Below are 24,284 nucleotides of genomic sequence, written 5' to 3'. Positions count from 1 at the left end.
GGCAGGAGTTATCAGAGCGCGTTGTGGGGGAAAGCGCACCTGTCAGATCTGACAGGTGCGTTGGGGTTTGCGACGAGTGGTCAGGGTGCAGCTAACTGTTAGCGGACAGGTTCGAATCGGGTAAGCCCTCAAAAGCAAAAGATCGCAGCTTTCGGCAGTTCCTGATTTTTGCAGGAGTCGCCGAAGGCTACGATCTTTTGCACTAACTACCGAGCGATGATTGTTCCAGTGAAAAGTTTTTTCTGTTCCCGGATTGCCTGTTATGGCTGTAAACCGGGTTCGCTCCATCCTAAATTATCTGCTGTATTTTCAATCTGAAAGACATCTATCGCACGGCTATCAGCGAGACACACAAAAAGGCGCGAGTCGTCTGGGGTGAGGGCAAGCCCATGATAACTACCGGGTGCCGGGATGTTGCGAGTGCTGAAGTTTTTTGTGTCGATCACCAATACCGATTGGCTTGCTCGGGATGGGACATATAGAAAGTCTCCACCTGAACTTAATACGAGGTGCATGGATTGAGCTGTCGGTATGTTCGTGATGGGCTTGTCGTTGCTGGTGTCGATTACCGTCACCCCTGGATACGGGGTATCGCTGTAATGGACGACATATAGGCGGCTGTTATCAGGGCTGAGCGCGCAGTAACTTGCTTTTGGGGTTATGGTGATATTACGCAGCACCTTGAGGGTGGCGGTTTCGATCACCGCGACAGAAGATCCCGGGGTAGTGATACACACGTAAAGAAGTTTCCCGTCATTAGTAAATGTACCTGATGCTGGGTTTTTTAGAGTAGCCAGGCTGCGCGGAAGCTCTGTTGCTGTATTAGTGAGAGAGATTCCATATCCATGAAGGCACCTAAAAAATTCTGTTCCATCTGGCTTGAAAAATATATGTGTCTGGTCCTGCGTGCTTTCTATTGTTTTGACTGTTTTCCCTGTGGCCGCTTCAAGGATGTAGAGCGTGTTTTTTGCATTAAGCACAGCGGTGACATACAGGAATTTGTCGTCTGGGCTTAAAGCAAAATCATACTGGACGGTCCCGACCAAGTATCTGTCTATTACGGTGTTCGAGGCGGTATCAATGACAGCGATGGATTCTGGGGAATCACAACCGACATAGGCCCTCTTGCCATCTCGACTGAAGATGATCGTGTGAGGCTGGGCTACCATCTCAATCCTGCCTACCGGCCCATGAGCCTGAACAACAACCTTAGCGCTTTCTGTTCGACCTGCATGGGTCGCAATCAGGGCGACTTCGCCCGGACGGCTCGAACCTTTAATGTCATTAACGGTGATCAAACCCAAAGCATCGCTAATGAATTCCCGATCACCCGAGCCGCCATCGGCGTATCTGAAGCCATCAGGAAGGGTCAACGTCACTTTTGCATCAGCAATCGGTTGAGCCTCGGAGCCAACGCGAATAACGACTTCTTTCAATCGACCCGCAGGGGCGATGAGGTAAGGGGCGTTGATAAAAAACAGGACCGCAGGAAGTTTCAATATCGTTAAGTTCAGCTCTGTTGAGCGGCCAGCTTGTTGATTGTTGCGATTCAGGTTCCAATGCAGTTCGATCACCTAGCCTTGCCGAGCCTCTAGATACGCCGGACTCAGCACCGTGTTCACCCGCTTATTGGCATTGAATGGCACCAATGGAAACTTCGGCGCACCCGCTGGCGGATTGACCTCCACCAGCCGAGCTTTGTCCACATCAAGGGCCTGGAGGTATTCGATCCGCACCGTCACGCCGTTCGGATAGGCCAGTACATCAATCGGGTCGACCGCCGGTGCCACCAGAAATGGCGGCAGCAGTTCTATTGGGTTGGTCCCTGTCACCGTTGCTTTAGCTGTGTTGGAGTTGGCCACCAGATCACCGTTGGACCTGCGCAACTCGTAGGTTACGGTGACGTCACTGCCAGCGAAAACCTTGTCGTTGGCGACTTCAAGGAACAAGGTTTTCTTCGCGCCGAAAGGATCCGCTTCCACTTTGCCGGAAACGGGTATTACTACATCGGCGGGTTGGCCTGTGTTTGTTGCGGTATAGGTCGCGATGACGTCATCGCCCACGACAAAACGGTTGTCCGCCGTTATCACAACGATCAGCAACGGATTGCCGGCGAGTTTCTCAAGGTCAATGATGCTCGCGTCATCCCCCGGAAAGTCTTCTTTGCGTTCCAGCAGAATCGGCATCGGCAGGCGCGTACCATCCAGATCCTCATCCACGGTCTGCACCGGCGACCACGGCGCATCGGTGTCCGGACCGTTGCCGATCTGGTCGGTGACGGTGTAGGAAAAATGCAGTTTCTGGTCCAGCCGTTTGGCTTTGTCGAGAAATGCGCGATCCACAGTGAAGTGAATGGTGATCGGGACTTCCGAGCCTGGGTTAGGGGGTGGTGGAGCCTCGGTCGGCTTCACCTTGACGGTCATTTGCTCGCCGTTGCATTTGAGGGTAATGCTGTCGTAGGCCCTGCAGTACGGGTATGAAACGCTGACTTGCGCGTTGACGAAATCGGGATCGACGCCATTTCTGATGACATCCGGCAGCAGCAACTCGAGTTCGGAATGGCCGCCGGGGGCGTCGTACCGATCCTTCAGACCCGGACGGATGCGGTTATAGAGTATTTCCAGCGAGGGTGTGGATCTGTCTTGATTGTTACTGGCGCGCGTGACGGTGTAGTACAGCTCGTTGACCTTGTCCGGGTGCAGTCGGCCCTTGGGAATACGCAACGTGGTGCGCACATCCGGATACTCAATGGTTTTGCTGTCCAGTGCAGCCGCCTCTCCCTCAAGCCAAAGCTCCATGACATCCCCGGGGTCCATGGTGCCCTTCAGCGGAGGATCGACGAGGACAACCGCGCCTTCACCGTCATAGGCCACCAGGGGCACACCGATGTGTGCACCTACCACGGGCATGGTTTGGCCGTTGACGATTGGCGGCCTCAGGACGAGGACGGTGTTGTCCGGTGGGGTTGAGGTGGTCATGAATGAGGCTCCTGCGTGGTGGACCGGCAGGAGTTATCAGAGCGCGTTGTGGGGTAAAGCGCACCTGTCAGATCTTACAGGTGGCGACGAGCGGTCATTTATGCGCTTGCGCCAACCGCTGTAGGCGCTACCGCAGCCTGCGGCAGCGCCTACAGGGATTCGGTTCAATCCTTGAGAATGTCGCGATCCTTGGTTTCCGGCAGGAAGAATATGCCGAGTACCGCGGTCATCACGGCAATCACGATCGGGTACCACAAGCCGTAATAGATATCGCCGGTGGCGGCGACCATGGCGAACGCCACTGTCGGGAGGAAGCCGCCAAACCAGCCGTTACCAATGTGATAGGGCAGCGACATCGAGGTGTAGCGGATGCGCGTCGGGAACAGTTCCACCAGCCACGCGGCGATCGGGCCATAGACCATGGTCACGTAGATCACCAGCACGGTCAGCAAGAGCAGCACCATTGGGTAGTTGGTTTTTGCCGGGTCGGCTTTCTCCGGGTAACCGGCGTCCTTGAGTGCGGTGCCGAGGGTCGCGGTGAAGGCATCATTGCGCGTCTTGAAGTCGGCAGCGGGCAGCGCACTGCCTTCGAAACTCTCGACCACTTTGTCGCCAATGCGCACTTGCGCGATGGTGCCGGGTTCGGCAATCACGTTCTCATACGGGATCGCCCGTTTCGCCAGCAGGGTCTTGGCCAGGTCACAGGAACTGGTGAATCGGGCCTTGCCCACCGGGTCGAACTGGAACGAACACTGATCGGGATTGGCGATCACTTTGACCGGGTTCTTCTCCTGGGCGATGAACACGTCGGGATTTCCGTACTGGGTCAGCGCATGGAAGATCGGGAAGTAGGTCAGCGCCGCCAGAATGCAGCCGGCCATGATGATCGGCTTGCGCCCGATGCGGTCGGAGAGGCTACCGAAAATCACGAAGAATGGCGTGCCGATCAGCAGTGAACCGGCGATCAGCAGGTTAGCGGTCTGTGGGTCGATCTTCAGGGTCTGCAACAGGAAGAACAGCGCATAGAACTGCCCGGTGTACCAGACCACGGCCTGGCCGGCCGTGCCGCCGAGCAGCGACATGATCACCACTTTCAGGTTGTTCCAACGGGCGAAGGATTCGGTCAGCGGCGCTTTCGATGCCTTGCCTTCGGCCTTCATTTTCTGGAACACCGGCGACTCGCTCAGTTGCAGGCGGATGTACACCGAGATGATCAGCAGCAGAATCGACAGCAGGAACGGAATGCGCCAGCCCCAGGCTTCGAACGCTTCGGTGCCCAGCGCGGTGCGGCAGGCGAGAATCACCAGCAACGACAAAAACAGGCCCAGCGTTGCGGTTGTTTGAATCCACGAGGTAAAGAAGCCGCGCTTGTTGCGTGGCGCGTGTTCGGCCACGTAAGTCGCGGCGCCGCCATACTCGCCGCCCAGCGCCAGGCCTTGCAGCAAGCGCAGGGTGATCAGGATGATCGGCGCGGCGACGCCAATGGTCGCGTAACCGGGCAGCAAGCCGACGATAGCGGTCGAGATCCCCATGATCACGATGGTGATCAGGAACGTGTGTTTGCGCCCGATCATGTCGCCGAGCCGGCCAAACACAATCGCACCGAACGGCCGCACGGCAAACCCTGCCGCAAAGGCGAGCAGGGCAAAGATGAACGCAGTGGTTTCGTTGACGCCGGCAAAGAAGTGTTTGGCGATGATCGCCGCCAGCGAGCCGTAGAGGTAAAAGTCGTACCACTCGAAAACCGTACCGAGGGACGAGGCGAAGATGACCTTGCGCTCTTCCTTGGTGATGCCGCCGCTGCGCGGTGGACTGCCGGTGGACGTTGTGTAGGTTGTGGCCATGGGTGTTCTCCGTTGTGCTTATTGTTGTAGGCCGGAGTCCCCCGTTACTGCTTATCGCACTCTGGCCTTGTGGCAAATGCCGCCCTTGCGGTCGCATGAAACCTGCACAGTCTGAGCGCCTCGCGGGTGTGCAAGGTTTCCTTGAGCATAATCAGCTTCTGGCAGATATCCACTCACCAGCATCTGCGTCTACGCCTTGACCCAACGCTGGCGGCTCCACGCACTCAACCAGTCGACCACAAACACCAGCACCAGCATCGCCAGAATCACCGTGCTGGCCTGCGCTTCCTGGAACAGACTGAGGCTGACGTACAACATCTGCCCCAGCCCGCCGGCACCGACAAAACCCAGCACGCTGGCCATGCGGATGTTGTTTTCCCAGCGGTACAGAACGTAGGCGAGCAGTTGCGGCGCAAGGTTCGGCAGGGTGCCGTAGCAAAAGGCGAGGAGCGGATTGCCGCCCTGTAAACGAATGGCTTCGGCCGGTTGTGGCGGGGTATTTTCCAGCGCTTCGGCGAACAAACGACCGAGCACCCCAGTGGTGTGCAAGGCGAGGGCGAGGGTGCCGGCGTTCGGGCCGAGTCCGGCGGCGAGCACCATCAGCGCGGCCCAGACCAGTTCCGGAATTGCTCGCAGACCGTTAAGCAGCAACCGTGAAGCACTTTGCAGCGGCCAGCCAAAACGCCCGGCGGCGGGCAGAGCGAGGACGATGCCGAACACCGCCGCGAGCAGGGTGCCGAGGGCTGACATGGCCAGGGTTTCCAGCGAACCATGGAAGATCGCTTTCAGGTACCCCGCGCTCAGGTCCGGGCTGAGGAAACGCTGCACATAGGCGCCCATCTGCTTGAGGCTGGTGGCACTGCCCAGTTTACCAAGGTCCAGGCCCAGGTAGGCGAACGAAGCGATAACGGCCACGCCGATGCCCGCGATCAGCAACAGGTTGATCAGGCGATTCATGTCAGCCTCCAGCGCAGCAAGCGACTGAGCTGATCGGCGCCCAGCACCAATAGCAGGAAGGTCAGCAGAATGCTGGCGACTTCACCGCCGGCGAACATGCGGATCGACAAGTCGATTTGCTGGCCCAGCCCGCCGGCGCCGACAAACCCCATCACCACCGAAGCGCGGATCGCGCATTCCCAGCGATAGACCGTGTACGAAAGCAGTTCCGCCGCGACATTCGGCAGCGTGCCGTAGGCAAACGCTGCCAGCCGACCGCTGCCGGCCTGCAACAAGGTATGCGCCGGGCGCTGGTCGGTGGACTCGAAAATCTCCGCATACACCTTGCCGAGCATGCCGCTGTAGGTGATCGCGATGGCCAGCACGCCCGCCGCCGGACCGAGGCCAACAGCGCGCACGAACAGCAGCGCCCAGACGATCTCCGGCACGCTGCGCAAAAAGATCAGCAGGCCGCGCACCGGCCAGCGCAGCAATCGTCCCAGGCGACTGGGCACGCCACCCTGCGAAGCCGCCGACAGCGACAGGGCGCGACTGGCCAGCAGGCCGGCAGGGATTGCCAGCAATAGCGCCAGGGCCATGCCGGCGGTGGCGATGGCCAGGGTTTGCAGGGTGGCTTTGAGCAGCAGCTGAAGAAACCCTTCGTCATGCGCCGGTGGCCAGAACTGCGCGACAAACCGGCCCATTTCATTCTGGCTGTCGGGGAGCAATACGCCCAGATTTAGCTCGCTGAGCTGAATGCCCGGCCACAGCAAAGCAATCGCCAGCACCGTCAGCAACACACGTGGCCACGCGGCCGGGTCCCGTGAATCGGCCTTCAGCATCGTGGAATCTGCACAGTCAAAGGCACCGCTGCAACGGTCGGTGATTGCAGTTGTTCGTTGGCGTACAGCGCGTCGAGCATTTCCGGGGTGACACGATCGGAAGGGCTGTCGAACAGAATCTGCCCGTCGCGCAAACCGATGATTCGCGGGAAGTGCGACAACGCCAGATCCACCGCATGCAGGCTAGCCACCAGTGTGACGTTGTGCTCACGGGCGTGGCGCGACAGGATCGACAACGTGTGCCCGGCCATCACCGGGTCCATCGCCGACACCGGTTCATCGGCCAACAGGATTTCCGGTGCCTGATACAGCACTCGCGCAATCCCGACACGTTGCAACTGGCCGCCGGAGAGTTGCTGGCAATGGGCGAACAATTTGTCGCCCAGATCCAGCCGCGCCAACGCCGCGCGGGCGCCGGGCACGTCCAGTGGATGCAACAGATTCAGCAGACTTTTACCCAGGCTCCACTGGCCGAGCTTGCCGGCCAGGACCGCCGTGACCACGCGCTGACGCGGCGGCAGCGGCGGTGCCTGATGCACCAGGCCGATGCGCGCGCGCAGGCGTTGGCGTTGGCGGGCAGACAAGTGCCAGGCGCGCTCGCTCAGCACTTCGACGTCGCCGCTACTGGGGCGCAAGGCGGTGGCCAGCAGGTTGAGCAAACTCGATTTACCGGCCCCGGACGGGCCGATGATAGCGACCTGTTCGCCCGCGCCAATCTGCAAGTCGATGCCGCGCAGGGCATCGACTCCGTTGGCGTGGCGCAGACTGCCATGGTTGAGGCGTAGTGTCATTTCAGCAGTTCGGCAGCGCGGGCGGCTTCCTCGATACCCTTGTAGTTCTCCGGCCTGGTTTCAATGAAGCGGCTGGCGGCTTGCAGATCGAGGATCTTCTTCTGCTCCGGGTTGGCCGGGTCGAGGTCAAGGAAGGCTTTCTTGATCTTCGCCGCCAGGGCCGGATCGAGGGTGCCGCGCACGGTCCAGTTGTAATCGAAGTAGGTCGGGGTGGTGGCGAAGACTTTTACCTTGCTGGTGTCGACCTTGCCGGCATCGACCAGTTTCTGCCAGACACTGGCGTTGAGCACACCGGCATCGACTTTGCCCGCCTGCACCCAGGCGACGGTGGCGTCGTGAGCGCCGGAGTAGGCAACGCGGCTGAAATACGCTTCCGGCTTGATGCCATCGTTTTTCAGCATGAAATAACGCGGCATCAGGCTGCCGGAAGTGGACGACACCGAACCGAACGCGAAGGTCTTGCCCTTGAGGTCGGCCAGGCTTTTCACGTTCGGGTCGGCGGTGATGAATTTACTGGTGAACTGCGCATCCTGCTCGCGCTGGACCAACGGGATCACAGGCGTTGTCGCGTCGGTCTTCAAACGCGCCTGCACGAAGGTGAAACCGCCAAGCCAGGCCAGGTCGAGGCGATCGGTCGCCAGCGCTTCAACCACCGCCGGGTAATCGGCCACCGGCACGAACTGCACCTTCATGCCCAATTGCTGCTCCAGATAGGCGCCCAGCGGCTCGAATTTGCGCAGCAACTCGGTCGGGGCTTCATCGGGAATCGCGCTGACCTTCAGCACATCAGCGGCTTGCGCCACCAGCGCGGATAAGGACAGGGCCAGGCCGGCGGTCAGTGCCAGGGTTCGTTTGAGCATGGAATTCTCCGTTTCATGAGCGTCTGAAGGCGATTGGGCCGCCGCAGCAAGATCAACGCGGCGCGCAACGTCAGGGTAGACGAAACGGCGAGGTTATACGCATTCGAGGCGTCAAAGACCAGCATTGGTACTTTGCGATGTTTTACGCGATATAGCTGTAGGCGCTGCGGCACGCGCCTGCCGGTTTGCCTGTGCGCGGGTGCCTTTTCAGTGGTTTGACGTACCGGTGGTTCGCCGGCTGGCGAGTGGAAGTGGCTGGCGCAACGGCGCCGGCCACTGAGTCCGCGCTAGCTCAAGGCGAATCAGCCTTGGCCAGATCGCTCAGCAGCCACTCGGTAAAACTGCGCGCCATCGGCATGTTCTCGCTGTCGCGATGGGTCAGCAGCGCCCAGTTCGGCCCGCGAATGGTCTGTTCAACCATCGGCTGCAACGTGCCGTCGACCCTGGCCTGGCGGCTGAGCAACTGACTGACCAGGGCTATGCCGAGCCCGGAGCAGGCAGCGTCGAGCAGCAATCCCGGATCGGAAAAATTCAACCCCTGATCGCGCTGGCCGAGATCGAGCCCGGCCTCGACGGCCCAATGGCTCCAGTCCATTTCCCGCTCACCATGCAGTGTGGTGCGTTGCTCTGCTGGCAGGGCTAAAACGCTCGGATGACAGGCCGGATAGAGGCGGTCGGTGTGCAGCACTTTGAAGCTGCATTCGGCTTGCGAACTGATGTCGTCACGCACGGCAAGGTCGATGGTCTGGGTGGCCATGTCTGGCACTTCGTCGGTGCTGAAAATCCACAGATCGACTTCAGGATGTCGCGCGCGGAAATCCCCCAGGCGCGGCAGCAGCCAGTGCCGGGCGAACGCCGGCGTGGTGTTGAGCACCAGTTGATTGGGTTTCTGGTATTGGCCCAAACGACGAATGCCCACGGCCAGTTGCTGGAGCATGGACTGGGTGGTGCTGAGCAGATCCTGCCCGGCGTCGGTGAGCGCGACGCTGCGACCGCTGCGGAAAAACAGCGGTTGTTCCAGATACGCCTCAAGGTTGCGGATCTGCTGACTGATCGCCGACTGCGTGAGGTTTAACTCATCGGCGGCCTTGTGAAAACTGCCCAGTCGGGCGGCGGCTTCGAAGCCGCGCAGGGAGCTGAGCGGCGGCCAGTGCTTGAGCATGTCGATAAGTTCCTCTAATCAGTTGTGCGCTAAATCCATCGTTTGTTTGCCTGTTTTTGCGTCCGTAGCATGGTCGCCGTGAACACAATGGCTTAACTAGCGAGGTTTATCATGCAGCACAACGACAATAAAAACAGCGTCTGGATGATGCCGGCAGAATGGGTAACCCATGCTGCGACGTGGATGGTCTGGCCGCACAACCAGGCGTTGTGGGAATCCGGCTGGCGCGTGACCCTGGCGCAGGTGCAGGAGGATTTCGCTGGCGTGGCCAACGCCATCGCCCGTTTCGAGCCGGTGAAACTGGTGGTCGATCCTTCGGCGCTCGCCAGTGCCAAAGCCCTGTGCGGACCGAACATCGAACTGATTCCGTTGGCGGTCAACGACAGCTGGTGCCGCGACTCCGGCCCGAGTTTCGTCTGCCACCCGCAACATGGGCTGGCCGGTGTGAGCTGGCGCTTCAACGCGTGGGGCGGCAAGTCGGCGCACGATCTGGATGAGAGCCTGGCGCGCCGTGCGCTCAATCACCTTGGCCTGGAATGCTTCGGCACACCGCTGAGCAACGAGGGCGGGGCGATTCATGTCGATGGCGAAGGCACGCTGATCACCACCGAATCGGTGCTGCTCAACCCCAATCGCAACCCTGGCGTGAGCAAGGCCGAGATGGAGGAAATCTTCAGTCGCCTGCTCGGCGCGAAGAAAACCATCTGGCTGCCGGGCGATCCGGACTACGTTACCGGCGACATGACTGACGGCCACGTCGATGGCGTTTGTGCCTTCGCCCGGCCCGGCGTCTTGCTGGTGGATGCGACGCGTGATCAGTCTTCGGTTTACGCCGAAGTGGCACGGGAAAACCGTCGTGCACTGGAACTGGCCACCGACGCCCACGGACGCAAGTTCGAGCTGATCGAGCTGTTCGAAGCCACCGACGCGGTCGATACCGAAGCTGAAGTGTTCTGCGCCTCGTACACCAATTTCTACATCGTCAATGGCGCGATCATCATGCCGGCCTACGGCATCGAGGCCGATCACCTGGCGGCGAAAACGCTGGCGCAAGCCTTCCCCGGGCGCGAAGTGGTGCCGGTGCGGATCAATCACCTGGCGCATGGCGGCGGCGGTGTGCATTGCATCACCCAACAACAGCCGGCCTGGCCGGTGGAGGGTTGAACGATGACCTTGTTGACCATCGCCACCACCCAGATGCCGTGCACCTGGGATTTGCCGGGCAACCTCGACCGGGCCGAGCAACTTGTACGCGACGCGGCGCAGCAGGGCGCGCAAGTGGTCCTGTTGCAGGAGCTATTCGCCACGCCGTATTTCTGCATCGAACAGAATCATCAACATATGGCGCTTGCCGAGGAGTATCGCGACAGCCGCGTCCTCGCGCGCTTCGCCGCACTGGCCCAGGAGCTGGGCGTGGTGTTGCCGTTGAGCTGGTTCGAAAAGGCCGGCAATGCCTATTTCAATTCGCTGGCCGTCGCCGATGCTGACGGACGTCTGTCGGGCGTGTACCGCAAGACCCACATTCCCAACGCCGTCGGCTATCAGGAGAAGGAATATTTCAGCCCCGGCGACAGCGGTTTCAAAGTATGGGATACCGCGTTCGGCCGCCTCGGCGTGGGCATCTGCTGGGATCAGTGGTTCCCGGAAACCGCGCGCTGCCTGGCGTTGATGGGCGCTGAAGTGTTGCTCTATCCCACGGCCATCGGCTCGGAGCCGGGCAACGCGGCACTGGATTCCCGCGACCATTGGCAGATGACCATGCGCGGCCACGCCGCCGCCAATCTGCTGCCGGTGGTGGCGTCGAACCGCGTTGGTCGCGAAGTGGCGAGCACCGATCCTCATCTGCAAATGAGCTTCTACGGCTCGTCGTTCATCAGCGATCACAAGGGCCAGTTGCTCGCGGCGGCCGACCGCGACAGCAGCGGCGTGCTTGTCCACTCACTCGACCTTGCCTCCATACGCGAAGAGCGCCTGAGCTGGGGCATCTATCGCGATCGCCGTCCGGACATGTACGGCGCGTTGCTCAGCCAGGATGGCCGCCACCTCCACGCACGCTGGAACACTCAAGGGGTCTGACATGACGACTCAACACAAGCGGTTGCTCGGCGCGATTGGCCTGGCATTGACCTGCGCAATGCCGTCGCTGCACGCCGAAGACAAAACCCTGCGGCTATACAACTGGGCCGATTATTTTGCCGAAGACACGCTGAGCCGGTTCACCGCCGAAACCGGGATCAAAGTGATCTACGACGTCATGGACGGCAGCGAAACCCTCGAAGCCAAGATGCTCTCCGGTGGCAGCGGTTACGACCTGATTTTCCCCGGCGACACCGTGGCCGAGCGTCTGATGCGTGCCGGCAGCCTGATGCCGCTGGATCAATCGAAGCTGACCGCACTGGGCGACATCGAGCCTGGTTTGCAGAAGCTGCGCAGCCATTACGAACACTCCAGCAAAGCCACGGTGCCTTACACTTGGGGCACCATTGGCCTGACCTATAACGTCGAGCAGATCAAACAGCGCGTGGCCGATGCGCCAGTGAACAGTCTGGACATGTTGTTCAAACCGGAGCTGGCGGCGAAGTTCGCCGATTGCGGGATCTCGATGATCGATTCGCCCGATGAAGCGCTGGCAGTGGTGCTCAATTACCTGGGGCGCGATCCGCGCAGTGCGAAACCGGCGGATCTGGCGGCGGCCAGTGAGCTGTTGATGAAGCTGCGGCCGTACATTCGCAAGTTCCAGTCGCAACCGGTGACGGATCTGGTCAACGGCAATCTGTGTCTGTCGCTCGGTTACAGCGGCGACATGACTCAGGCCCAGCGCACCTCGGACAGCGCCGGCAAGCACACACGCTTCCAGTACCGTGTGCCCCGTGAAGGCACCACGGTGTGGATGGACACCATGGCCATTCCGGTCGACGCCCGACATCCGGAATACGCCTACGCGTTTATCAACTTCGTCATGCGCCCGGAGAACATGGCCGCGATCAGTAACTTCACCGGTTACCCGACTTCCAGCGCCAAGGCGCGCTCGGGCGTCGATGCAAGCATGCGCGACAACCCGGACATCTACCTCGACGAGGCAACCTATGCTCGGTTGATTCCGGGCAAGGATATCCCCCAGGCCGACATGCGCGCCCGCATGCGCACCTGGACCAAATTCAAGACGGCCACCGGCCAATGACCCAAGGCCGGCGGGTTGGCCGGCCTTTTTTTACAGGAACTGCAACATGTCGACTCGTCGCGAGTTCATCAAGCAAGTCACGGTCGCCGCAGGTGTCGGCGCAACGTTCATGGGCCTCGGCCTGTCGCCGGGCAAGGTATTCGCCGCTGCACAAGGGCGCTGGTTCATGCCCGATGAGGGGGACAAACACGCGCGCGCCTACATTGCCTTCGGCGCGCAGGATGCAATCTGGGAAGACTTCACTGCGGATGTGCAGGCAGCCCTGGGCCGCGTCGCCCGAGCCATTGCCCGCTTCGAACCGGTTACGGTGTTCTGCCGCAAGCACGAGCGCAGCCTCGCCGAAACACATTGCGGCACTCACAACATCACGTACGTGGCGGCCGCGCTGGATGACATCTGGATGCGCGACATCGGCGCCAACTTCGTGATCGACGACAAGGGCGGTCTGGGCGCGGTGGATTTCAATTTCAACGGTTGGGGCGGCAAGCAGCGGCACAGCAAGGACGCACAGATCGCCGCGCGAGTGGCCGACGACGCGCAAGCCATTTACCAACGCAGCGAACTGGTGGGCGAGGGCGGGGGGATCGAAGTCGATGGCCACGGTACCGGGATCATGACCGAGAGCAGCTGGATCAACGCCAACCGCAATCCTGACTGGAGCAAAGCTGACGTCGAAGCAGAACTGAAGGAGCGTCTGGGCTTGCGCAAAATCATCTGGCTGCCGGGCATCAAGGGCAAGGACATCACCGACGCCCACGTCGATTTCTACGCACGGTTCATCAAGCCTGGCGTCGTCATCGCCAACCTCGACACCGACCCTGAATCCTACGATCACAAGGTCACCCTGGCGCACCTGGAAATCCTCAAGCGCGCCACTGATGCCGACGGGCGCACATTGCAGATCCACACGGTTTCGCCGCCGCTCAAACCGCGCAAAAGCAAGTTCAGCCAGAACAACCCGGACTTTGCCGCTGGCTACATCAATTACTTCGTGATCAACGGCGCGATCATCGCCCCGGAATTCGGCGATAAGGCAGCCGATAAACAGGCCTACGACCTGCTCGCCGAGCTGTACCCGGAGCGTGAAATCGTGCAGCTCGACATCGACGCCATTGCCGCCGGCGGCGGCGGGATTCACTGCGTGACCAGCCATCAACCACAGGCGTGATTGACTCGGAGGCGGATCGGGCCAACTATCGGCGGATAACAACATCACCAATGGGCCCGACCTTGATCGAACGACGCCAATTCAGCGGAGGCATGAAGGGGAAAAACCTCCGCTACCTGAATGAACAATCCGCTGACACCCGCATGACCCGCACCGGTTTCCTGCTGCTCGAACACTTTTCATTGCCGGCCTTCACCCAGGCGCTGGACACGATTGTCACCAGTAACCTGTTGCGCCCGGGACTGTTTTCGTCCCGTACCTTCGGGTTGGGCGAGGGTGAAGTTGTCAGCGATCTGGGGCTGGTGATTCGCCCGGATGCGAAGATGGATCTGGCGGCGTTGCAAGACCTGGATCTGCTGGTGATTTGTGGCGGTTATCGCACCGAACTGCGGGCGAGCGAGGCATTCATCGGTTTGCTGAAAGTGGCGGCGGAACGCGGCATCACCCTGGCCGGGTTGTGGAACGGTTCGTGGTTTCTCGGCCGGGCCGGGTTGCTTGACGGTTATCGTTGTGCGATCCACCCGGAACATCGTCCGGCGCTGACCGAAATCGCCAAGTCCACCCACGTCAGCAGCGAACCCTACGTGATCGATCGCGACCGGCTCACCGCGTCGAGCCCGTCCGGAGCCTTCCACATGGCGCTGGACTGGATCAAGGGCCTGCACGGCAAGGCGTTGGTCGAGGGTGTCGAGGACATTCTGGCGTTCGAAGAGTCGCGCTATCGGCGGATCAAACCGGATGAAAACATCTGCGTCAGTGCGCCGTTGCGGGAAGTGGTGAAACTGATGGACGCCAACCTCGAAGAGCCGCTGGAGCTGGAGCAACTGGCGGTGTATGCCGGCCGATCCCGTCGTCAGCTGGAGCGCTTGTTCAAGGAACAACTGGGCACCACGCCGCAGCGTTATTACCTGGAACTGCGCATCACCGAAGCGCGGCGGTTGCTGCAGCACACTGAACTGTCGCAGGTGGAAGTGCTGGTGGCGTGCGGGTTTGTTTCACCGAGCCATTTCAGCAAGTGTTACAGCTCGTATTTCGGTTATCGGCCGTCGAAGGAAAAACGCCTCGTCAAATAACCGAAGCCGTTACTGACCTGAGTTCACCCCGATATCCCAAGGCGACGTGCTCTTCCAATCACCTGCGTCAGTTCCTTCTCCCTCCGGGAGAGGGCAAGGGTGAGGGGCTTTACAGGTGATCCGCATCAATCACAGCCTTGGCAAACGCCTGCGGAGCTTCCTGCGGCAAGTTGTGGCCAATCCCGCCATTGATCAAGCGGAACTGATACTTGCCGGTGAAGCGCTTGGCGTAATCCTCTGGCGCCGGATGCGGCGCGCCGTTGGCGTCGCCTTCAAGGGTGATGGTCGGCACCTTGATGGACGGCGCGGTGGCGAGTTTCTGCTCCAGTGCGGCGTATTTCGCTTCGCCCTGCACCAGGCCCAGACGCCAACGGTAGTTGAACACGGTGATGTCGACGTGATCGGGGTTCTCCAGGGCCGTGGCGCTGCGGTCAAACGTGGCGTCGTCGAATTTCCACTGCGGCGAGGCCAGTTGCCAGATCAGTTTGGCGAAGTCGTGGGTGTTCTTTTCGTAGCCAGCGCGACCACGGTCAGTGGCGAAGTAGAACTGATACCACCACTGCAATTCAGCCTTGGGCGGCAGCGGGTTCTGCCCGGCGGCCTGATTGCCGATCAGGTAGCCACTGACCGATACCAGCGCTTTCACGCGTTCCGGCCAAAGCGCCGCAACGATGTCCGCCGAACGTGCGCCCCAGTCATAACCGCCGAGCACCGCTTGCTTGATCTGCAGCGCATCCATGAAGTCGATGACGTCACTGGCCAGCGCCGCCGGTTGGCCGTTGCGCAGGGTGTCTTTGGAGAGGAACTGCGTGTCGCCATAACCCCGCGCATACGGCATCAGCACCCGGTAGCCCTTGGCGGCCAGCAACGGCGCGACTTCATCGTAGCTGTGAATGTCGTAGGGCCAGCCGTGCAGCAGGATCACCACCGGGCCGTCGGCCGGGCCGGTTTCGGCGTAGGCCACGTCGAGCAGGCCGGCCTTCACGTGCTTGAGCGGGCCGAAGGGTGAGGGCGCTGAATAGCTGACGGCGGCCGGTTCCGTGGTGTGTGCCTGGGCGGTGCCAAAGGCGCCGAACAACGACACAGCGAGCATCGACAAGCCAAGTGCCGTGGCGGTTTTGCGGGTGTGCGGTGCCATCTTCATGGTGACGTCTCCTTTGCGAGCCTTTGGCCAAGGGGTGCGATTCACCCCTTCAAACCTTGAGTGCATTTGAGCGCGGGGGCGTATCTGGCCTGTGTCGAAGAACGGCGTTGTTGAAAGGCGATGTGTCGCAGCGGGGGGGCGTACACAGTGTGATACACGGCGCGAAACGGCCTGATCATTGGCCCGTATCCGGTCGAAAATAATAAGTCGCTGTTTTAAAACAAAAAATATTTCACATCAGGCTTCACAAACGAAATGAATGTTGGTAAATTGCGCCCCGTTCTCACAGCGAACCTCAACGAGGCGCTGGACAGAGCAGTAGGGGCGTCGCCAAGCGGTAAGGCAGCAGGTTTTGATCCTGCCATGCGTTGGTTCGAATCCAGCCGCCCCTGCCATATTCGAAAAAACGCCAACTTCGCAAGAAGTTGGCGTTTTTTTATGCCTGCGATTTGGTGTATTCGCAGAAGGGCGGGCGAGTACGGCGCCGCAGCACCGTACTCGCCAACCACTCAGTGCGGGGCGCGGGGGATGGTTTTCATCAGGTCTTCAGGGCTGATGTGGCCGACCACGCTGCCCGGTTGCGGCAGGTTGAGAATGTGGCCTTTCATCTTGCCGATGATGTGCATCTCGCACGGCTTGCAGTCGAATTTCAGCGTCAACACTTCATCGCCGTGAATCAGCTGCATCGGTGCCACCTTGGTGCGCACGCCGGTCACGCCTTTGGCCTGTTTCGGGCACAGGTTGAAGGAGAAGCGCAGGCAGTGCTTGGTGATCATCACCGGCACTTCGCCTGGCTCCTCATGCGCTTCGTACGCTGCGTCGATCAGCTTCACGCCGTGACGGTGGTAGAAGTCGCGGGCCTTCTGGTTGTAGACGTTGGCGAGGAAAGTCAGGTGCGAATCCGGGTACACCGGCGGCGGAGTGGTTTCGGCCTTGCGGCGACCACGCGGGTGCGCAGCGACACGAGCGGCGGTCAGGGCTTCGATCACTTCACGGCGCAGGGATTTGAGCTGCGAGTTCGGGATGAAGAATGCCTGAGGCGCATCCAGCTTGATGTCGGTGGCGTGGTATTGCGTGGTGCCGAGCTGGCCGAGCAGATCGCGCAGTTGCTCCAGCGCCTGCTCCGGTTTGTTGGCGACGCCGAACGGGCCGTTCAGGGTAACGCTGGCGCTGATGCCCTCCTCACTGGTGGCGGTCACTTCCAGTTGCTCTTCACGCAGACGCGCCATCCAGCTCAGGGCCACGCGACGCTCGGAGGAGGTTTTCTGCAGCGCCTGTTGCCAGTTGTGGTCGAGGTTACGGTTCAACGGATGGTTCGGGCGCAGTTTGTACAGGCCTTCAGGCATCTCGTTCGGCTCGACGCGGTAGCGGTAGCGCTTCTCGCCATCTTCCTCGAACTCGCCCTTGGCTTCGGCGATGTTGGCACGGAAACCCACCACTTCACGCTTGACCAGTACGTTGAGGCCGTCACCGTTGGACAGCGGCTCGTGGGTCACGACCTGCATGTCGCGTTTGCCGACTTTCTCGACGGTACCCACCGGCAGGCCGGTGAAGGTCGGCGAGTCGAAGGCGCCGATGTCGATTTTGCGATCGGTGACGAAATAATCGGTGCTGCCACGGTGGAAGGTTTTTTCCGGATCGGGCAGGAAGAAGTGCGCGGTGCGGCCGCTGGAGGCGCGGGCCAGGTCCGGGCGGTCTTCGAGCACGTCGTCGAGGCGCTGGCGGTAGTAGGCCGTGATGTTCTTCACATAGCCCATGTCCTTATAGCGACCTTCGATCTTGAACGAGCGCACACCCGCTTCGACCAGCGCGCGGATGTTGGCGCTCTGGTTGTTGTCCTTCATCGACAGCAGGTGTTTTTCGTAAGCGATCACGCCACCCTTTTCGTCTTTGAGGGTGTACGGCAGACGGCAGGCCTGGGAGCAGTCGCCACGGTTGGCACTGCGCCCGGTCTGCGCGTGGGAAATGTTGCACTGGCCGGAGAACGCTACGCACAACGCACCGTGGATAAAGAACTCGATGGCGGCGTCGGTTTCATCGGCGATGGCGCGGATTTCTTTCAGGTTCAGTTCGCGAGCCAGCACCAGTTGCGAGAAACCGGCCTGATCGAGGAACTTCGCCCGCTCCAGAGTGCGGATGTCGGTCTGGGTCGAGGCGTGCAGTTCGATCGGCGGGATGTCCAGCTCCATCACGCCCAGATCCTGAACGATCAGCGCGTCGACCCCGGCGTCGTACAACTGATGGATCAGCTTGCGTGCCGGCTCCAGCTCGTTGTCGTGCAGGATGGTGTTGATGGTGGTGAAGATGCGCGCGTGGTACTTGCGGGCGAATTCCACCAGTTCGGCGATTTCGCTGACTTCGTTGCAGGCGTTGTGGCGCGCGCCGAAACTCGGGCCGCCGATGTATACGGCGTCGGCGCCGTGCAGGATCGCCTCGCGGGCGATGGCCACATCGCGGGCAGGGCTGAGCAATTCCAGGTGATGCTTGGGCAAGGACATAGTTTTTTTAGTCAGGCTGTCACGGTTAGCCGCGCATTCTACCCGCGAAACGTGCGCCCGGCACGTCTGTGCTGCCCGATGGCAGCAGACACGGTGCCCGCCCCAGCGGGAGCGCGCCTGCTCGCGATGGCGCCGGCACATTCAACCTCAACGGAGACTGAACTGAAGCGTGTGCGAGCAGGCTCGCTGCCACAGGGTTGGCGGGTGTGAATCAGGCCTTGGCGGCCATTGCGGTCACTTCTACGCGCATGCCTTCAACGGCCAGCGAGGCAACGCCGACTGCGGCACGCACCGGCCACGGTTTGGCGAAGAAACGCTTGTACACCTCGTTGAACGCGGCGCGGTCGGCCATGTCGGTGAGGTAGATGGTCAGGTGCATGACCCGGTCCATCGAGCTGCCGGCACGCTCCAGGGCGACTTTCAGCGCTTGCAGCGTGCATTCGCTCTGCTCGGTGATGCCGCCCAGTTCCAGGCTGCCATCGGCGCGGGTCGGAATCTGCGTGGAAACCATGATCCCGCCGAAGGTGGCGACGTCCGAGGAAATCGAGTCCGCATCCGGATCGGGCGTGAAGGTGATGTCTTGATTGGCCATGCTGATCTCTTGTTTGAGCGAATGAAGATCGCGCCAGTTTACAGCTTCAGCGTCGACATGGCCCGTTCGCTTACACCGGCTGCGTCGCCGCTTCCGCCGCCATGGTCGCCAGGACACTGGGACGAGCGGACACCCGGTGCGCGTAGGCGGCAAGCGCCGGCCAGTCCGCCAGTTCGATATTGAAGTTCGGCAGCCACGTGAGCACGGTGAACAGGTAGGCATCGGCGACACCGAACGTGCCCATCAGGTAGTCCTGATCCATGAGTTTGCGGTTCAGGTAGTCCAGGCGCTTGAACAGTTTCTCCTTGAAAATCGCCTTGATCGTCGGCGGAATCCGCGCATCGAACAGCGGTGCACTGCCGCCATGGATTTCCGCGTTGATGAAGCTCAGGTATTCCTGCAAACGTGTCCGCTCCCAGGTGCCCGGAGCGGGTGCCAGTTGGGTGGCGGGGACGCGATCAATAAGGAACTGCAAGATGGCCGGGCCTTCGGTCAACACCTCGCCGTTATCCAGCATCAGTGCAGCGACGTAGCCCTTGGGATTGATTTCGCGAAAGTCACGGCCGTCAGCCGTGCGCTTGCTCTGATTGTTGACGCGAATCAGCTCGAAGGGCAGGCCCAGCTCTCGCAACACGATATGCGGGGACAACGAACAGGTCATGGGCGCGAAATACAGTTTCATGGCACTTCCAGTGGATGGGGAGGTGTCAGGATCCGTTGCGCGAGCAGGCTTTCGCAAAGGTCATTTGCAGTGCTAGCGTATGACAAAATCTCATGGATATAGAATTGTCATGGTCGCCAGACTGCCTTCCCTAAATGGCTTGCGAGCCTTTGAGTGCGCCGCTCGGTATATGAGCTTTACCAAGGCCGCCGCAGAACTGCACGTTACGCAAACTGCCATCAGTCATCAGATTCGGCGACTTGAAGACGAGCTTGGCGTGACCTTGTTTTTGCGGCTCAAGGAGGGGCTGGCGCTCACTGAAGAGGGGCAGGCCTATTTGCCCGGCATCCGTGCGGCGTTTCATGAATTGCGCCATGCGACGCAGGCATTGTTGGCGTCGCGTCAAAACACGGTGCTGACCATCAATACCCTGGTCTCCGTGGCCTCCAAATGGCTGCTGCCGCGCCTGCCGTCGTTCCAGCAAGCCAACCCCGATATAGATGTGCGAATCAGCGCCTCCACCGACCTGGTGGATTTTCGCCAGGGCGGCATTGATGCGGCCATTCGTTACGGGCGCGGCGACTGGAAAGGTTTGCGTGCGGATTTTCTTATGTCCGATGAGATTTTCCCGGTGTGCAGCCCGGCGTTGCTCAGCACCTCGAAAGGGCTGAACACGCCTGCAGATTTGCTTGATCGCACCTTGCTGCAAGTCAGTGGCATGACCGCCGGAGACTGGAACCGCTGGCTGAGCGCAGCCGGTGAGTCAGCGACATTGGCTGAAGGGCCGCGGCTGACGTTCGACCTGGCGATGATGGCCGTGCAGGCCGCCGTTGACGGGCAGGGGGTGTGCATCGGGCGTTCGACCTATGTTGCCGATGATCTGCGGGCCGGGCGTCTGGTCGCGCCTTTTGCACTGCGCTTGAAGGATGAGTTGGGGTTCTATCTGGTGACGCCCCATGAAACCGCGGACTCGAAGAAAATCGTCGCCTTGAGGACATGGTTGATGGCGCAGCAGTACCCCGGCGAAATCTTTGTATAAGCCTGTATCAAATCCGATTCGGTATACACGGCGATAACAAACCCCAGGTTTGCGACACATCCGCCCTACAGGCCTGGCTCACAGTAGCGGTCAACCCACCACTACGTTCGAAAGGGCAACATCATGCGCCGTCCACTGTTTCTGGCTACCGCTGCAATACTCGCGTCTTTGATCGGCACCGCACACGCCGCTGACACCCAACCCAAGGCCTGGCAACAAGGCCTGAGCCGCACCGATCTGGTTCGCCAGGACCTCGGTGCAGCCGACCGTGAAGTGATACAGGCGCGGGTCGATTTCGAACCCGGCGTGACCTCACCGCGCCATGCGCATCCGGGCGTGGAAGTGGCGTATGTGATCCGCGGCACTTTTGAATACCAACTGGAGGGTAGGGCGCCCGTGACACTGAAGGCCGGGGATTCGCTGTACATTCCAGAAGGCGTGGCGCACATCGCGCGCAATGTCGGTCAGGACAAGGGGGCGGAACTGGCGACGTATATCGTCAAGAAGGGCGAGCCGTTGTTGATACTCAAGCCCTGAACGAGGGCCAAGACGCAATACCTGCAGGCGCTGCGGCACATTGCGCCTACCGGACGTCGGTCGGTCAATGAAGCGTAGCCACCCGGCGACTCTCGCCAATGCGGATTCTGTCGAGTGCCCGATTCAATGCGTCCAGTGCGTCGAGCAGGGCCTGGGCTTCGGCTTCTCGACCCTGGCCCCAGAGGCGTTCGGCCATTGTGTTCAGGGCTTGAATGGAACGTTCGATGTCTGCGGCGGTGGTGGCCTCTTTGCTGGTCGGCGGTGTCTTCGGCATTCAGGCCTCCTCGTGTGACGTTTGACGGGTCAGGCCGTTGAGCTCTTCATCCGTTTCCGCCGCCTATTGCAGCATATCCTCAGGTGCTTTGCTGCAGTCATTGGCGAGGTCGTCGAGTCGGCGTCGCCTCAACTCCTTGCGGGCAACCCCGTGAAATAAACAGGGACGAATCTCTTTTTCAGCAAAGTCATCCGTCCCTGGTTGCTCAGTGAATGAAAAAATTAATCCCGCTCAACCAGTTCGGTCGCCGAGCGTTCCTTGCGCCGCCGAAGCCAGCTGAACAGCGCGTGTACCGGGTGGAGAAAAGCTGCAAGCACGCCCAGCAGCATGATGATGAAAATGACAATCAACGGGACGCTTTCGTGCGAGAACATGGTGGGGTACTCCTGTAGTCACTATGTCGGAACCCGCAGGTTAGACGCCTGGAATGCGGCTTGCGATGAACGTATGTTCATTTTCGGCGGCTTGAAGTGTGTTATCGCAGGCAGTGGCAAAACGGCCAATCCGCGCAGATGTAACGATCGGTTCGGCGGTCTTTGGTAGCGGGCTTGGCGGTTTTTCGATTCAGGATTGGTTGTGGTCGGCCGATATCAGCCACTCACGGGGATACGATGCCTGCACGCGAGGAGATCGGGCGTTCACCTGAGTCGCGGTGATTCAGGCGCGCGTTAACCCATCGCGGTGCAGTGCAGTAATAAGGATGTTACGTGTTTCGCAAGTTGATAATGCTGGTGCTGATCGCCACGTTGAATGGCTGCATGGCAACCGCCATGCGCATGGATTACGACAAACACCGATGCCCCTACATCGGCCTGCGGTTTGACTGGTGGCTGGTGGGCACCTCCAAAGGCAAGCTGATTCCGTTTTTACTGATCGATGCGCCGTTTTCGCTGGTGGTCGATACGGTGTTTTTTCCCTTCGAATATCAGTACAGCTGCAACCTTTGATTGTCCCGGATCAGCTCGCCTCGAGTGAGCGGGTTTCGAGCGTCCGGGTCAGTTCGGTATTTTCTTGTTGCTCATTACATATGGATATCCGTATATTCGGTTTTCCATATGTAATGAGCGCGCCATGATCACACCCCCTGAAGTCTTCAAGAGCCTGGCCGACGAAACCCGTGTCCGCGCGACCCTGCTGATTGCCGATCAGGGCGAGTTATGTGTCTGTGAGTTGATGTGCGCCCTCGACGACAGCCAGCCAAAAATCAGCCGTCACTTGGCGCAGCTGCGCAGCATTGGTCTGTTGCTCGATCGGCGTCAGGGCCAGTGGGTGTATTACCGCCTCAATCCGGATCTGCCGGCCTGGGTTCACGACATTCTGCAAGTGACGGCCCAGGCCAACGCCGATTGGCTCAAGGGCAACGCCACCCGCCTGCAGAATATGGATGGCCGACCGGTTCGCGAAACCGCCTGCTGCTGAATCTTCCCTCGGAGTGACCCCATGCGAGTCCTGTTCATGTGCACGGCCAACAGCTGCCGCAGCATCCTCTCAGAAGCCCTGTTCAATCACCTGGCCCCGGCGGGATTCGAAGCGGTCAGTGCCGGCAGTTTCCCTAAAGGCCAGGTGTTGCCGCGCAGCCTGACCACGTTGCAGCAGGCCGGTATTTCGATTGCCGGTTTGCACAGCAAAGGCAATGACGCCTTCGAAGGCAATCCGCCGGACATCGTCATCACCGTCTGCGACAAAGCCGCCGGGGAAACCTGTCCGGTGTATTTCGGACCGGCGTTGAAAGCCCATTGGGGGCTGGAAGATCCCTCCGAAGTGACGGGTGACGAAGCGGCGATTGACGCAGCCTTCCGCGCCACGTTGGCGCACATCCAGCAGCGCTGCCAGGCCTTTCTTGATCTGCCGTTCGACAGCCTCAGCCGTGATGAACTGAAAACCGCGCTCGACCGAATCGGCGTGCTTTAAGGAGGATTTATGTCCGAACACCTGCCCAACCTCGATCCCACCCTGTTCGAAGCACCCGGCCCAGCGCTGACCGAAGGGCACAAGCCGCGCATCCTGTTGCTGTACGGCTCGACCCGCGAACGCTCGTTCAGTCGTTTGTTGGTGGAGGAGGCCGCACGCTTGCTGGAGCACTTCGGTGCCGAAACACGCATCTTCAACCCGTCCGGTCTGCCTCTGCCGGACGATGCGCCCGTCGATCACCCCAAGGTACAGGAGCTGCGCGATCTGGTGCTGTGGTCGGAAGGTCAGGTTTGGTGCTCGCCGGAGCGTCATGGCGCGATGTCGGCAGTGTTCAAGGCGCAGATCGACTGGATCCCGCTGGAACTCGGCGCGGTACGTCCGACTCAGGGCAAGACCCTGGCGGTGATGCAGGTGTGCGGTGGTTCGCAGTCGTTCAACGTGGTCAACCAACTGCGGGTGCTGGGGCGGTGGATGCGCATGTTCACCATCCCCAACCAGTCCTCGGTGCCAAAAGCGTACATGGAGTTCGACGACGCCGGGCGGATGAAGGCCTCGCCGTTCTACGACCGCGTCGTCGATGTGATGGAAGAACTGGTGAAGTTCACCGTGCTGCTGCGTGACCAACAAGCGTTTCTGGTTGATCGCTATTCGGAGCGCAAGGAGTCGGCTGAGCAGTTGATGGCGCGGGTGAATCAGCGTTCGATTTGAGCGTGTGGGCCAACCATTGCCAGAAGCCGCTCAGTGGGCATTTGCGTTGTTCGCCCGACGCGCTGAGCCGCCGATAGCGGACGCT

At 60.4% G+C, this 24,284-nt stretch carries 25 protein-coding genes and 1 tRNA gene; 12 read left to right on the top strand and 14 right to left on the bottom strand.

Annotated features, from left to right (window positions below):
* Positions 1 to 260: 260 nt before the first annotated feature.
* The 8 genes from ACXX9E_RS21090 to ACXX9E_RS21055 all read right to left on the bottom strand — a co-directional run bounded on the left by ACXX9E_RS21090 (position 261) and on the right by ACXX9E_RS21055 (position 9,413).
* Entirely contained in the window at positions 261 to 1,574 is a 1,314-nt protein-coding gene (locus ACXX9E_RS21090) for a YncE family protein (protein WP_458556112.1), read from the bottom strand.
* A complete protein-coding gene (locus ACXX9E_RS21085) occupies positions 1,575 to 2,978 on the bottom strand; it encodes a hypothetical protein (protein ID WP_458556111.1) in 1,404 nt (467 codons plus the stop codon).
* Positions 2,979 to 3,142: 164 nt separating this feature from the next.
* The gene (locus ACXX9E_RS21080; RefSeq protein WP_123464302.1) at positions 3,143 to 4,822 is read right to left on the bottom strand and encodes an MFS transporter; all 1,680 of its coding nucleotides are present in this window, start codon (positions 4,820 to 4,822) and stop codon (positions 3,143 to 3,145) included.
* Between the two features lie 189 nt (positions 4,823 to 5,011).
* Complete coding sequence (gene phnE / locus ACXX9E_RS21075; protein WP_458556110.1) at positions 5,012 to 5,779, bottom strand: phosphonate ABC transporter, permease protein PhnE; 768 nt, start codon at positions 5,777 to 5,779, stop codon at positions 5,012 to 5,014.
* Positions 5,776 to 6,600 carry a PhnE/PtxC family ABC transporter permease gene (locus ACXX9E_RS21070; protein ID WP_458556109.1) on the bottom strand — a complete coding sequence of 275 codons (825 nt, stop codon included), beginning with the start codon at positions 6,598 to 6,600 and terminating at the stop codon, positions 5,776 to 5,778. Before ACXX9E_RS21070 ends, phnE begins: the two co-directional genes overlap by 4 nt.
* Positions 6,594 to 7,391, bottom strand: a complete 798-nt coding sequence (locus ACXX9E_RS21065) for a phosphonate ABC transporter ATP-binding protein (protein WP_458556108.1) — start codon at positions 7,389 to 7,391, stop codon at positions 6,594 to 6,596. The genes ACXX9E_RS21070 and ACXX9E_RS21065 overlap by 7 nt, the downstream gene beginning before the upstream one ends.
* A complete protein-coding gene (locus ACXX9E_RS21060; protein ID WP_128614322.1) occupies positions 7,388 to 8,251 on the bottom strand; it encodes a putative selenate ABC transporter substrate-binding protein in 864 nt (287 codons plus the stop codon). Before ACXX9E_RS21060 ends, ACXX9E_RS21065 begins: the two co-directional genes overlap by 4 nt.
* A 292-nt stretch (positions 8,252 to 8,543) precedes the next feature.
* Complete coding sequence (locus ACXX9E_RS21055; RefSeq protein ID WP_458556107.1) at positions 8,544 to 9,413, bottom strand: LysR substrate-binding domain-containing protein; 870 nt, start codon at positions 9,411 to 9,413, stop codon at positions 8,544 to 8,546.
* A gap of 111 nt (positions 9,414 to 9,524) precedes the next feature.
* Between ACXX9E_RS21055 and ACXX9E_RS21050 the strand changes: the two genes are divergently transcribed.
* Genes ACXX9E_RS21050 through souR form a run of 5 tightly spaced genes read left to right on the top strand, consistent with a single transcriptional unit; the run spans position 9,525 to position 14,835 of the window.
* Positions 9,525 to 10,577, top strand: coding sequence for an agmatine deiminase family protein (locus ACXX9E_RS21050; protein WP_458556106.1), 1,053 nt, complete (start codon positions 9,525 to 9,527; stop codon positions 10,575 to 10,577).
* A gap of 3 nt (positions 10,578 to 10,580) precedes the next feature.
* Positions 10,581 to 11,489, top strand: coding sequence for an N-carbamoylputrescine amidase (aguB, locus tag ACXX9E_RS21045; protein WP_458556105.1), 909 nt, complete (start codon positions 10,581 to 10,583; stop codon positions 11,487 to 11,489).
* 1 nt (position 11,490) lies between these two features.
* Complete coding sequence (locus tag ACXX9E_RS21040) at positions 11,491 to 12,594, top strand: extracellular solute-binding protein (protein ID WP_458556104.1); 1,104 nt, start codon at positions 11,491 to 11,493, stop codon at positions 12,592 to 12,594.
* 46 nt (positions 12,595 to 12,640) lie between these two features.
* Positions 12,641 to 13,762 (top strand): agmatine deiminase family protein, encoded by a 1,122-nt coding sequence (locus ACXX9E_RS21035; protein ID WP_458556103.1) that lies wholly within the window; start codon positions 12,641 to 12,643, stop codon positions 13,760 to 13,762.
* Positions 13,763 to 13,812: 50 nt separating this feature from the next.
* Entirely contained in the window at positions 13,813 to 14,835 is a 1,023-nt protein-coding gene (souR, locus tag ACXX9E_RS21030) for a transcriptional regulator SouR (RefSeq protein WP_222832779.1), read from the top strand.
* A 109-nt stretch (positions 14,836 to 14,944) separates the two neighbouring features.
* Here souR and ACXX9E_RS21025 read toward each other — a convergent pair whose 3' ends face one another.
* Positions 14,945 to 15,979 (bottom strand): alpha/beta fold hydrolase, encoded by a 1,035-nt coding sequence (locus ACXX9E_RS21025; RefSeq protein ID WP_186747950.1) that lies wholly within the window; start codon positions 15,977 to 15,979, stop codon positions 14,945 to 14,947.
* A 320-nt stretch (positions 15,980 to 16,299) separates the two neighbouring features.
* Here ACXX9E_RS21025 and ACXX9E_RS21020 point away from each other — a divergent pair.
* A tRNA-Gln gene (locus ACXX9E_RS21020) sits at positions 16,300 to 16,374 on the top strand.
* 114 nt (positions 16,375 to 16,488) lie between these two features.
* Here ACXX9E_RS21020 and ACXX9E_RS21015 read toward each other — a convergent pair.
* The 3 genes from ACXX9E_RS21015 to gstA form a co-directional block, all read right to left on the bottom strand.
* Positions 16,489 to 18,477: a peptidase U32 family protein gene (locus ACXX9E_RS21015; RefSeq protein ID WP_123464336.1), complete on the bottom strand. Its 1,989-nt coding sequence runs from the start codon at positions 18,475 to 18,477 to the stop codon at positions 16,489 to 16,491.
* Positions 18,478 to 18,688: 211 nt separating this feature from the next.
* Positions 18,689 to 19,069: a RidA family protein gene (locus ACXX9E_RS21010; protein ID WP_123464338.1), complete on the bottom strand. Its 381-nt coding sequence runs from the start codon at positions 19,067 to 19,069 to the stop codon at positions 18,689 to 18,691.
* Positions 19,070 to 19,139: 70 nt separating this feature from the next.
* The gene (gene gstA / locus ACXX9E_RS21005) at positions 19,140 to 19,751 is read right to left on the bottom strand and encodes a glutathione transferase GstA (RefSeq protein ID WP_458556102.1); all 612 of its coding nucleotides are present in this window, start codon (positions 19,749 to 19,751) and stop codon (positions 19,140 to 19,142) included.
* 109 nt (positions 19,752 to 19,860) lie between these two features.
* Between gstA and ACXX9E_RS21000 the strand changes: the two genes are divergently transcribed.
* Both ACXX9E_RS21000 and ACXX9E_RS20995 read left to right on the top strand, forming a co-directional pair.
* Positions 19,861 to 20,769 carry a transcriptional regulator GcvA gene (locus ACXX9E_RS21000; RefSeq protein WP_447808799.1) on the top strand — a complete coding sequence of 303 codons (909 nt, stop codon included), beginning with the start codon at positions 19,861 to 19,863 and terminating at the stop codon, positions 20,767 to 20,769.
* Positions 20,770 to 20,892: 123 nt separating this feature from the next.
* Positions 20,893 to 21,306, top strand: coding sequence for a cupin domain-containing protein (locus ACXX9E_RS20995; RefSeq protein WP_458556101.1), 414 nt, complete (start codon positions 20,893 to 20,895; stop codon positions 21,304 to 21,306).
* A gap of 64 nt (positions 21,307 to 21,370) precedes the next feature.
* On the opposite strand, the gene ACXX9E_RS20990 is transcribed toward ACXX9E_RS20995, so the two are convergent.
* On the bottom strand, positions 21,371 to 21,580 hold the full coding sequence (locus tag ACXX9E_RS20990) for a hypothetical protein (protein WP_458556100.1): 210 nt from the start codon (positions 21,578 to 21,580) through the stop codon (positions 21,371 to 21,373).
* A 221-nt stretch (positions 21,581 to 21,801) separates the two neighbouring features.
* Entirely contained in the window at positions 21,802 to 21,954 is a 153-nt protein-coding gene (locus tag ACXX9E_RS20985; protein WP_177490665.1) for a hypothetical protein, read from the bottom strand.
* Positions 21,955 to 22,287: 333 nt separating this feature from the next.
* Between ACXX9E_RS20985 and ACXX9E_RS20980 the strand changes: the two genes are divergently transcribed.
* From ACXX9E_RS20980 to arsH, 4 genes are all read left to right on the top strand, one after another.
* The gene (locus tag ACXX9E_RS20980; protein WP_458556099.1) at positions 22,288 to 22,527 is read left to right on the top strand and encodes a YceK/YidQ family lipoprotein; all 240 of its coding nucleotides are present in this window, start codon (positions 22,288 to 22,290) and stop codon (positions 22,525 to 22,527) included.
* A gap of 124 nt (positions 22,528 to 22,651) precedes the next feature.
* On the top strand, positions 22,652 to 22,999 hold the full coding sequence (locus tag ACXX9E_RS20975) for a metalloregulator ArsR/SmtB family transcription factor (protein ID WP_458556098.1): 348 nt from the start codon (positions 22,652 to 22,654) through the stop codon (positions 22,997 to 22,999).
* A 21-nt stretch (positions 23,000 to 23,020) separates the two neighbouring features.
* Complete coding sequence (locus ACXX9E_RS20970; protein ID WP_128615851.1) at positions 23,021 to 23,491, top strand: arsenate reductase ArsC; 471 nt, start codon at positions 23,021 to 23,023, stop codon at positions 23,489 to 23,491.
* Between the two features lie 9 nt (positions 23,492 to 23,500).
* A complete protein-coding gene (gene arsH / locus ACXX9E_RS20965) occupies positions 23,501 to 24,199 on the top strand; it encodes an arsenical resistance protein ArsH (RefSeq protein WP_458556097.1) in 699 nt (232 codons plus the stop codon).
* The last annotated feature ends 85 nt before the right edge of the window (positions 24,200 to 24,284 follow it).

The sequence above is a fragment of the Pseudomonas sp. GNP014 genome, assembly GCF_054344005.1.
The sequence above is the reverse complement of the archived record's forward strand: the minus strand, read 5'-3'. Positions and strand labels throughout refer to the sequence as shown.

Coding starts and splice junctions, on each gene's coding strand:
- ACXX9E_RS21085 (WP_458556111.1), bottom strand. CDS start 2,978: ATGACCACCTCAACCCCACCGGACAACACCGTCCTCGTCCTGAGGCCG.
- ACXX9E_RS21080 (WP_123464302.1), bottom strand. CDS start 4,822: ATGGCCACAACCTACACAACGTCCACCGGCAGTCCACCGCGCAGCGGC.
- phnE (WP_458556110.1), bottom strand. CDS start 5,779: ATGAATCGCCTGATCAACCTGTTGCTGATCGCGGGCATCGGCGTGGCC.
- ACXX9E_RS21070 (WP_458556109.1), bottom strand. CDS start 6,600: ATGCTGAAGGCCGATTCACGGGACCCGGCCGCGTGGCCACGTGTGTTG.
- ACXX9E_RS21065 (WP_458556108.1), bottom strand. CDS start 7,391: ATGACACTACGCCTCAACCATGGCAGTCTGCGCCACGCCAACGGAGTC.
- ACXX9E_RS21060 (WP_128614322.1), bottom strand. CDS start 8,251: ATGCTCAAACGAACCCTGGCACTGACCGCCGGCCTGGCCCTGTCCTTA.
- ACXX9E_RS21055 (WP_458556107.1), bottom strand. CDS start 9,413: ATGCTCAAGCACTGGCCGCCGCTCAGCTCCCTGCGCGGCTTCGAAGCC.
- ACXX9E_RS21050 (WP_458556106.1), top strand. CDS start 9,525: ATGCAGCACAACGACAATAAAAACAGCGTCTGGATGATGCCGGCAGAA.
- aguB (WP_458556105.1), top strand. CDS start 10,581: ATGACCTTGTTGACCATCGCCACCACCCAGATGCCGTGCACCTGGGAT.
- ACXX9E_RS21040 (WP_458556104.1), top strand. CDS start 11,491: ATGACGACTCAACACAAGCGGTTGCTCGGCGCGATTGGCCTGGCATTG.
- ACXX9E_RS21035 (WP_458556103.1), top strand. CDS start 12,641: ATGTCGACTCGTCGCGAGTTCATCAAGCAAGTCACGGTCGCCGCAGGT.
- souR (WP_222832779.1), top strand. CDS start 13,813: ATGGGCCCGACCTTGATCGAACGACGCCAATTCAGCGGAGGCATGAAG.
- ACXX9E_RS21025 (WP_186747950.1), bottom strand. CDS start 15,979: ATGAAGATGGCACCGCACACCCGCAAAACCGCCACGGCACTTGGCTTG.
- ACXX9E_RS21015 (WP_123464336.1), bottom strand. CDS start 18,477: ATGTCCTTGCCCAAGCATCACCTGGAATTGCTCAGCCCTGCCCGCGAT.
- ACXX9E_RS21010 (WP_123464338.1), bottom strand. CDS start 19,069: ATGGCCAATCAAGACATCACCTTCACGCCCGATCCGGATGCGGACTCG.
- gstA (WP_458556102.1), bottom strand. CDS start 19,751: ATGAAACTGTATTTCGCGCCCATGACCTGTTCGTTGTCCCCGCATATC.
- ACXX9E_RS21000 (WP_447808799.1), top strand. CDS start 19,861: ATGGTCGCCAGACTGCCTTCCCTAAATGGCTTGCGAGCCTTTGAGTGC.
- ACXX9E_RS20995 (WP_458556101.1), top strand. CDS start 20,893: ATGCGCCGTCCACTGTTTCTGGCTACCGCTGCAATACTCGCGTCTTTG.
- ACXX9E_RS20990 (WP_458556100.1), bottom strand. CDS start 21,580: ATGCCGAAGACACCGCCGACCAGCAAAGAGGCCACCACCGCCGCAGAC.
- ACXX9E_RS20985 (WP_177490665.1), bottom strand. CDS start 21,954: ATGTTCTCGCACGAAAGCGTCCCGTTGATTGTCATTTTCATCATCATG.
- ACXX9E_RS20975 (WP_458556098.1), top strand. CDS start 22,652: ATGATCACACCCCCTGAAGTCTTCAAGAGCCTGGCCGACGAAACCCGT.
- ACXX9E_RS20970 (WP_128615851.1), top strand. CDS start 23,021: ATGCGAGTCCTGTTCATGTGCACGGCCAACAGCTGCCGCAGCATCCTC.
- arsH (WP_458556097.1), top strand. CDS start 23,501: ATGTCCGAACACCTGCCCAACCTCGATCCCACCCTGTTCGAAGCACCC.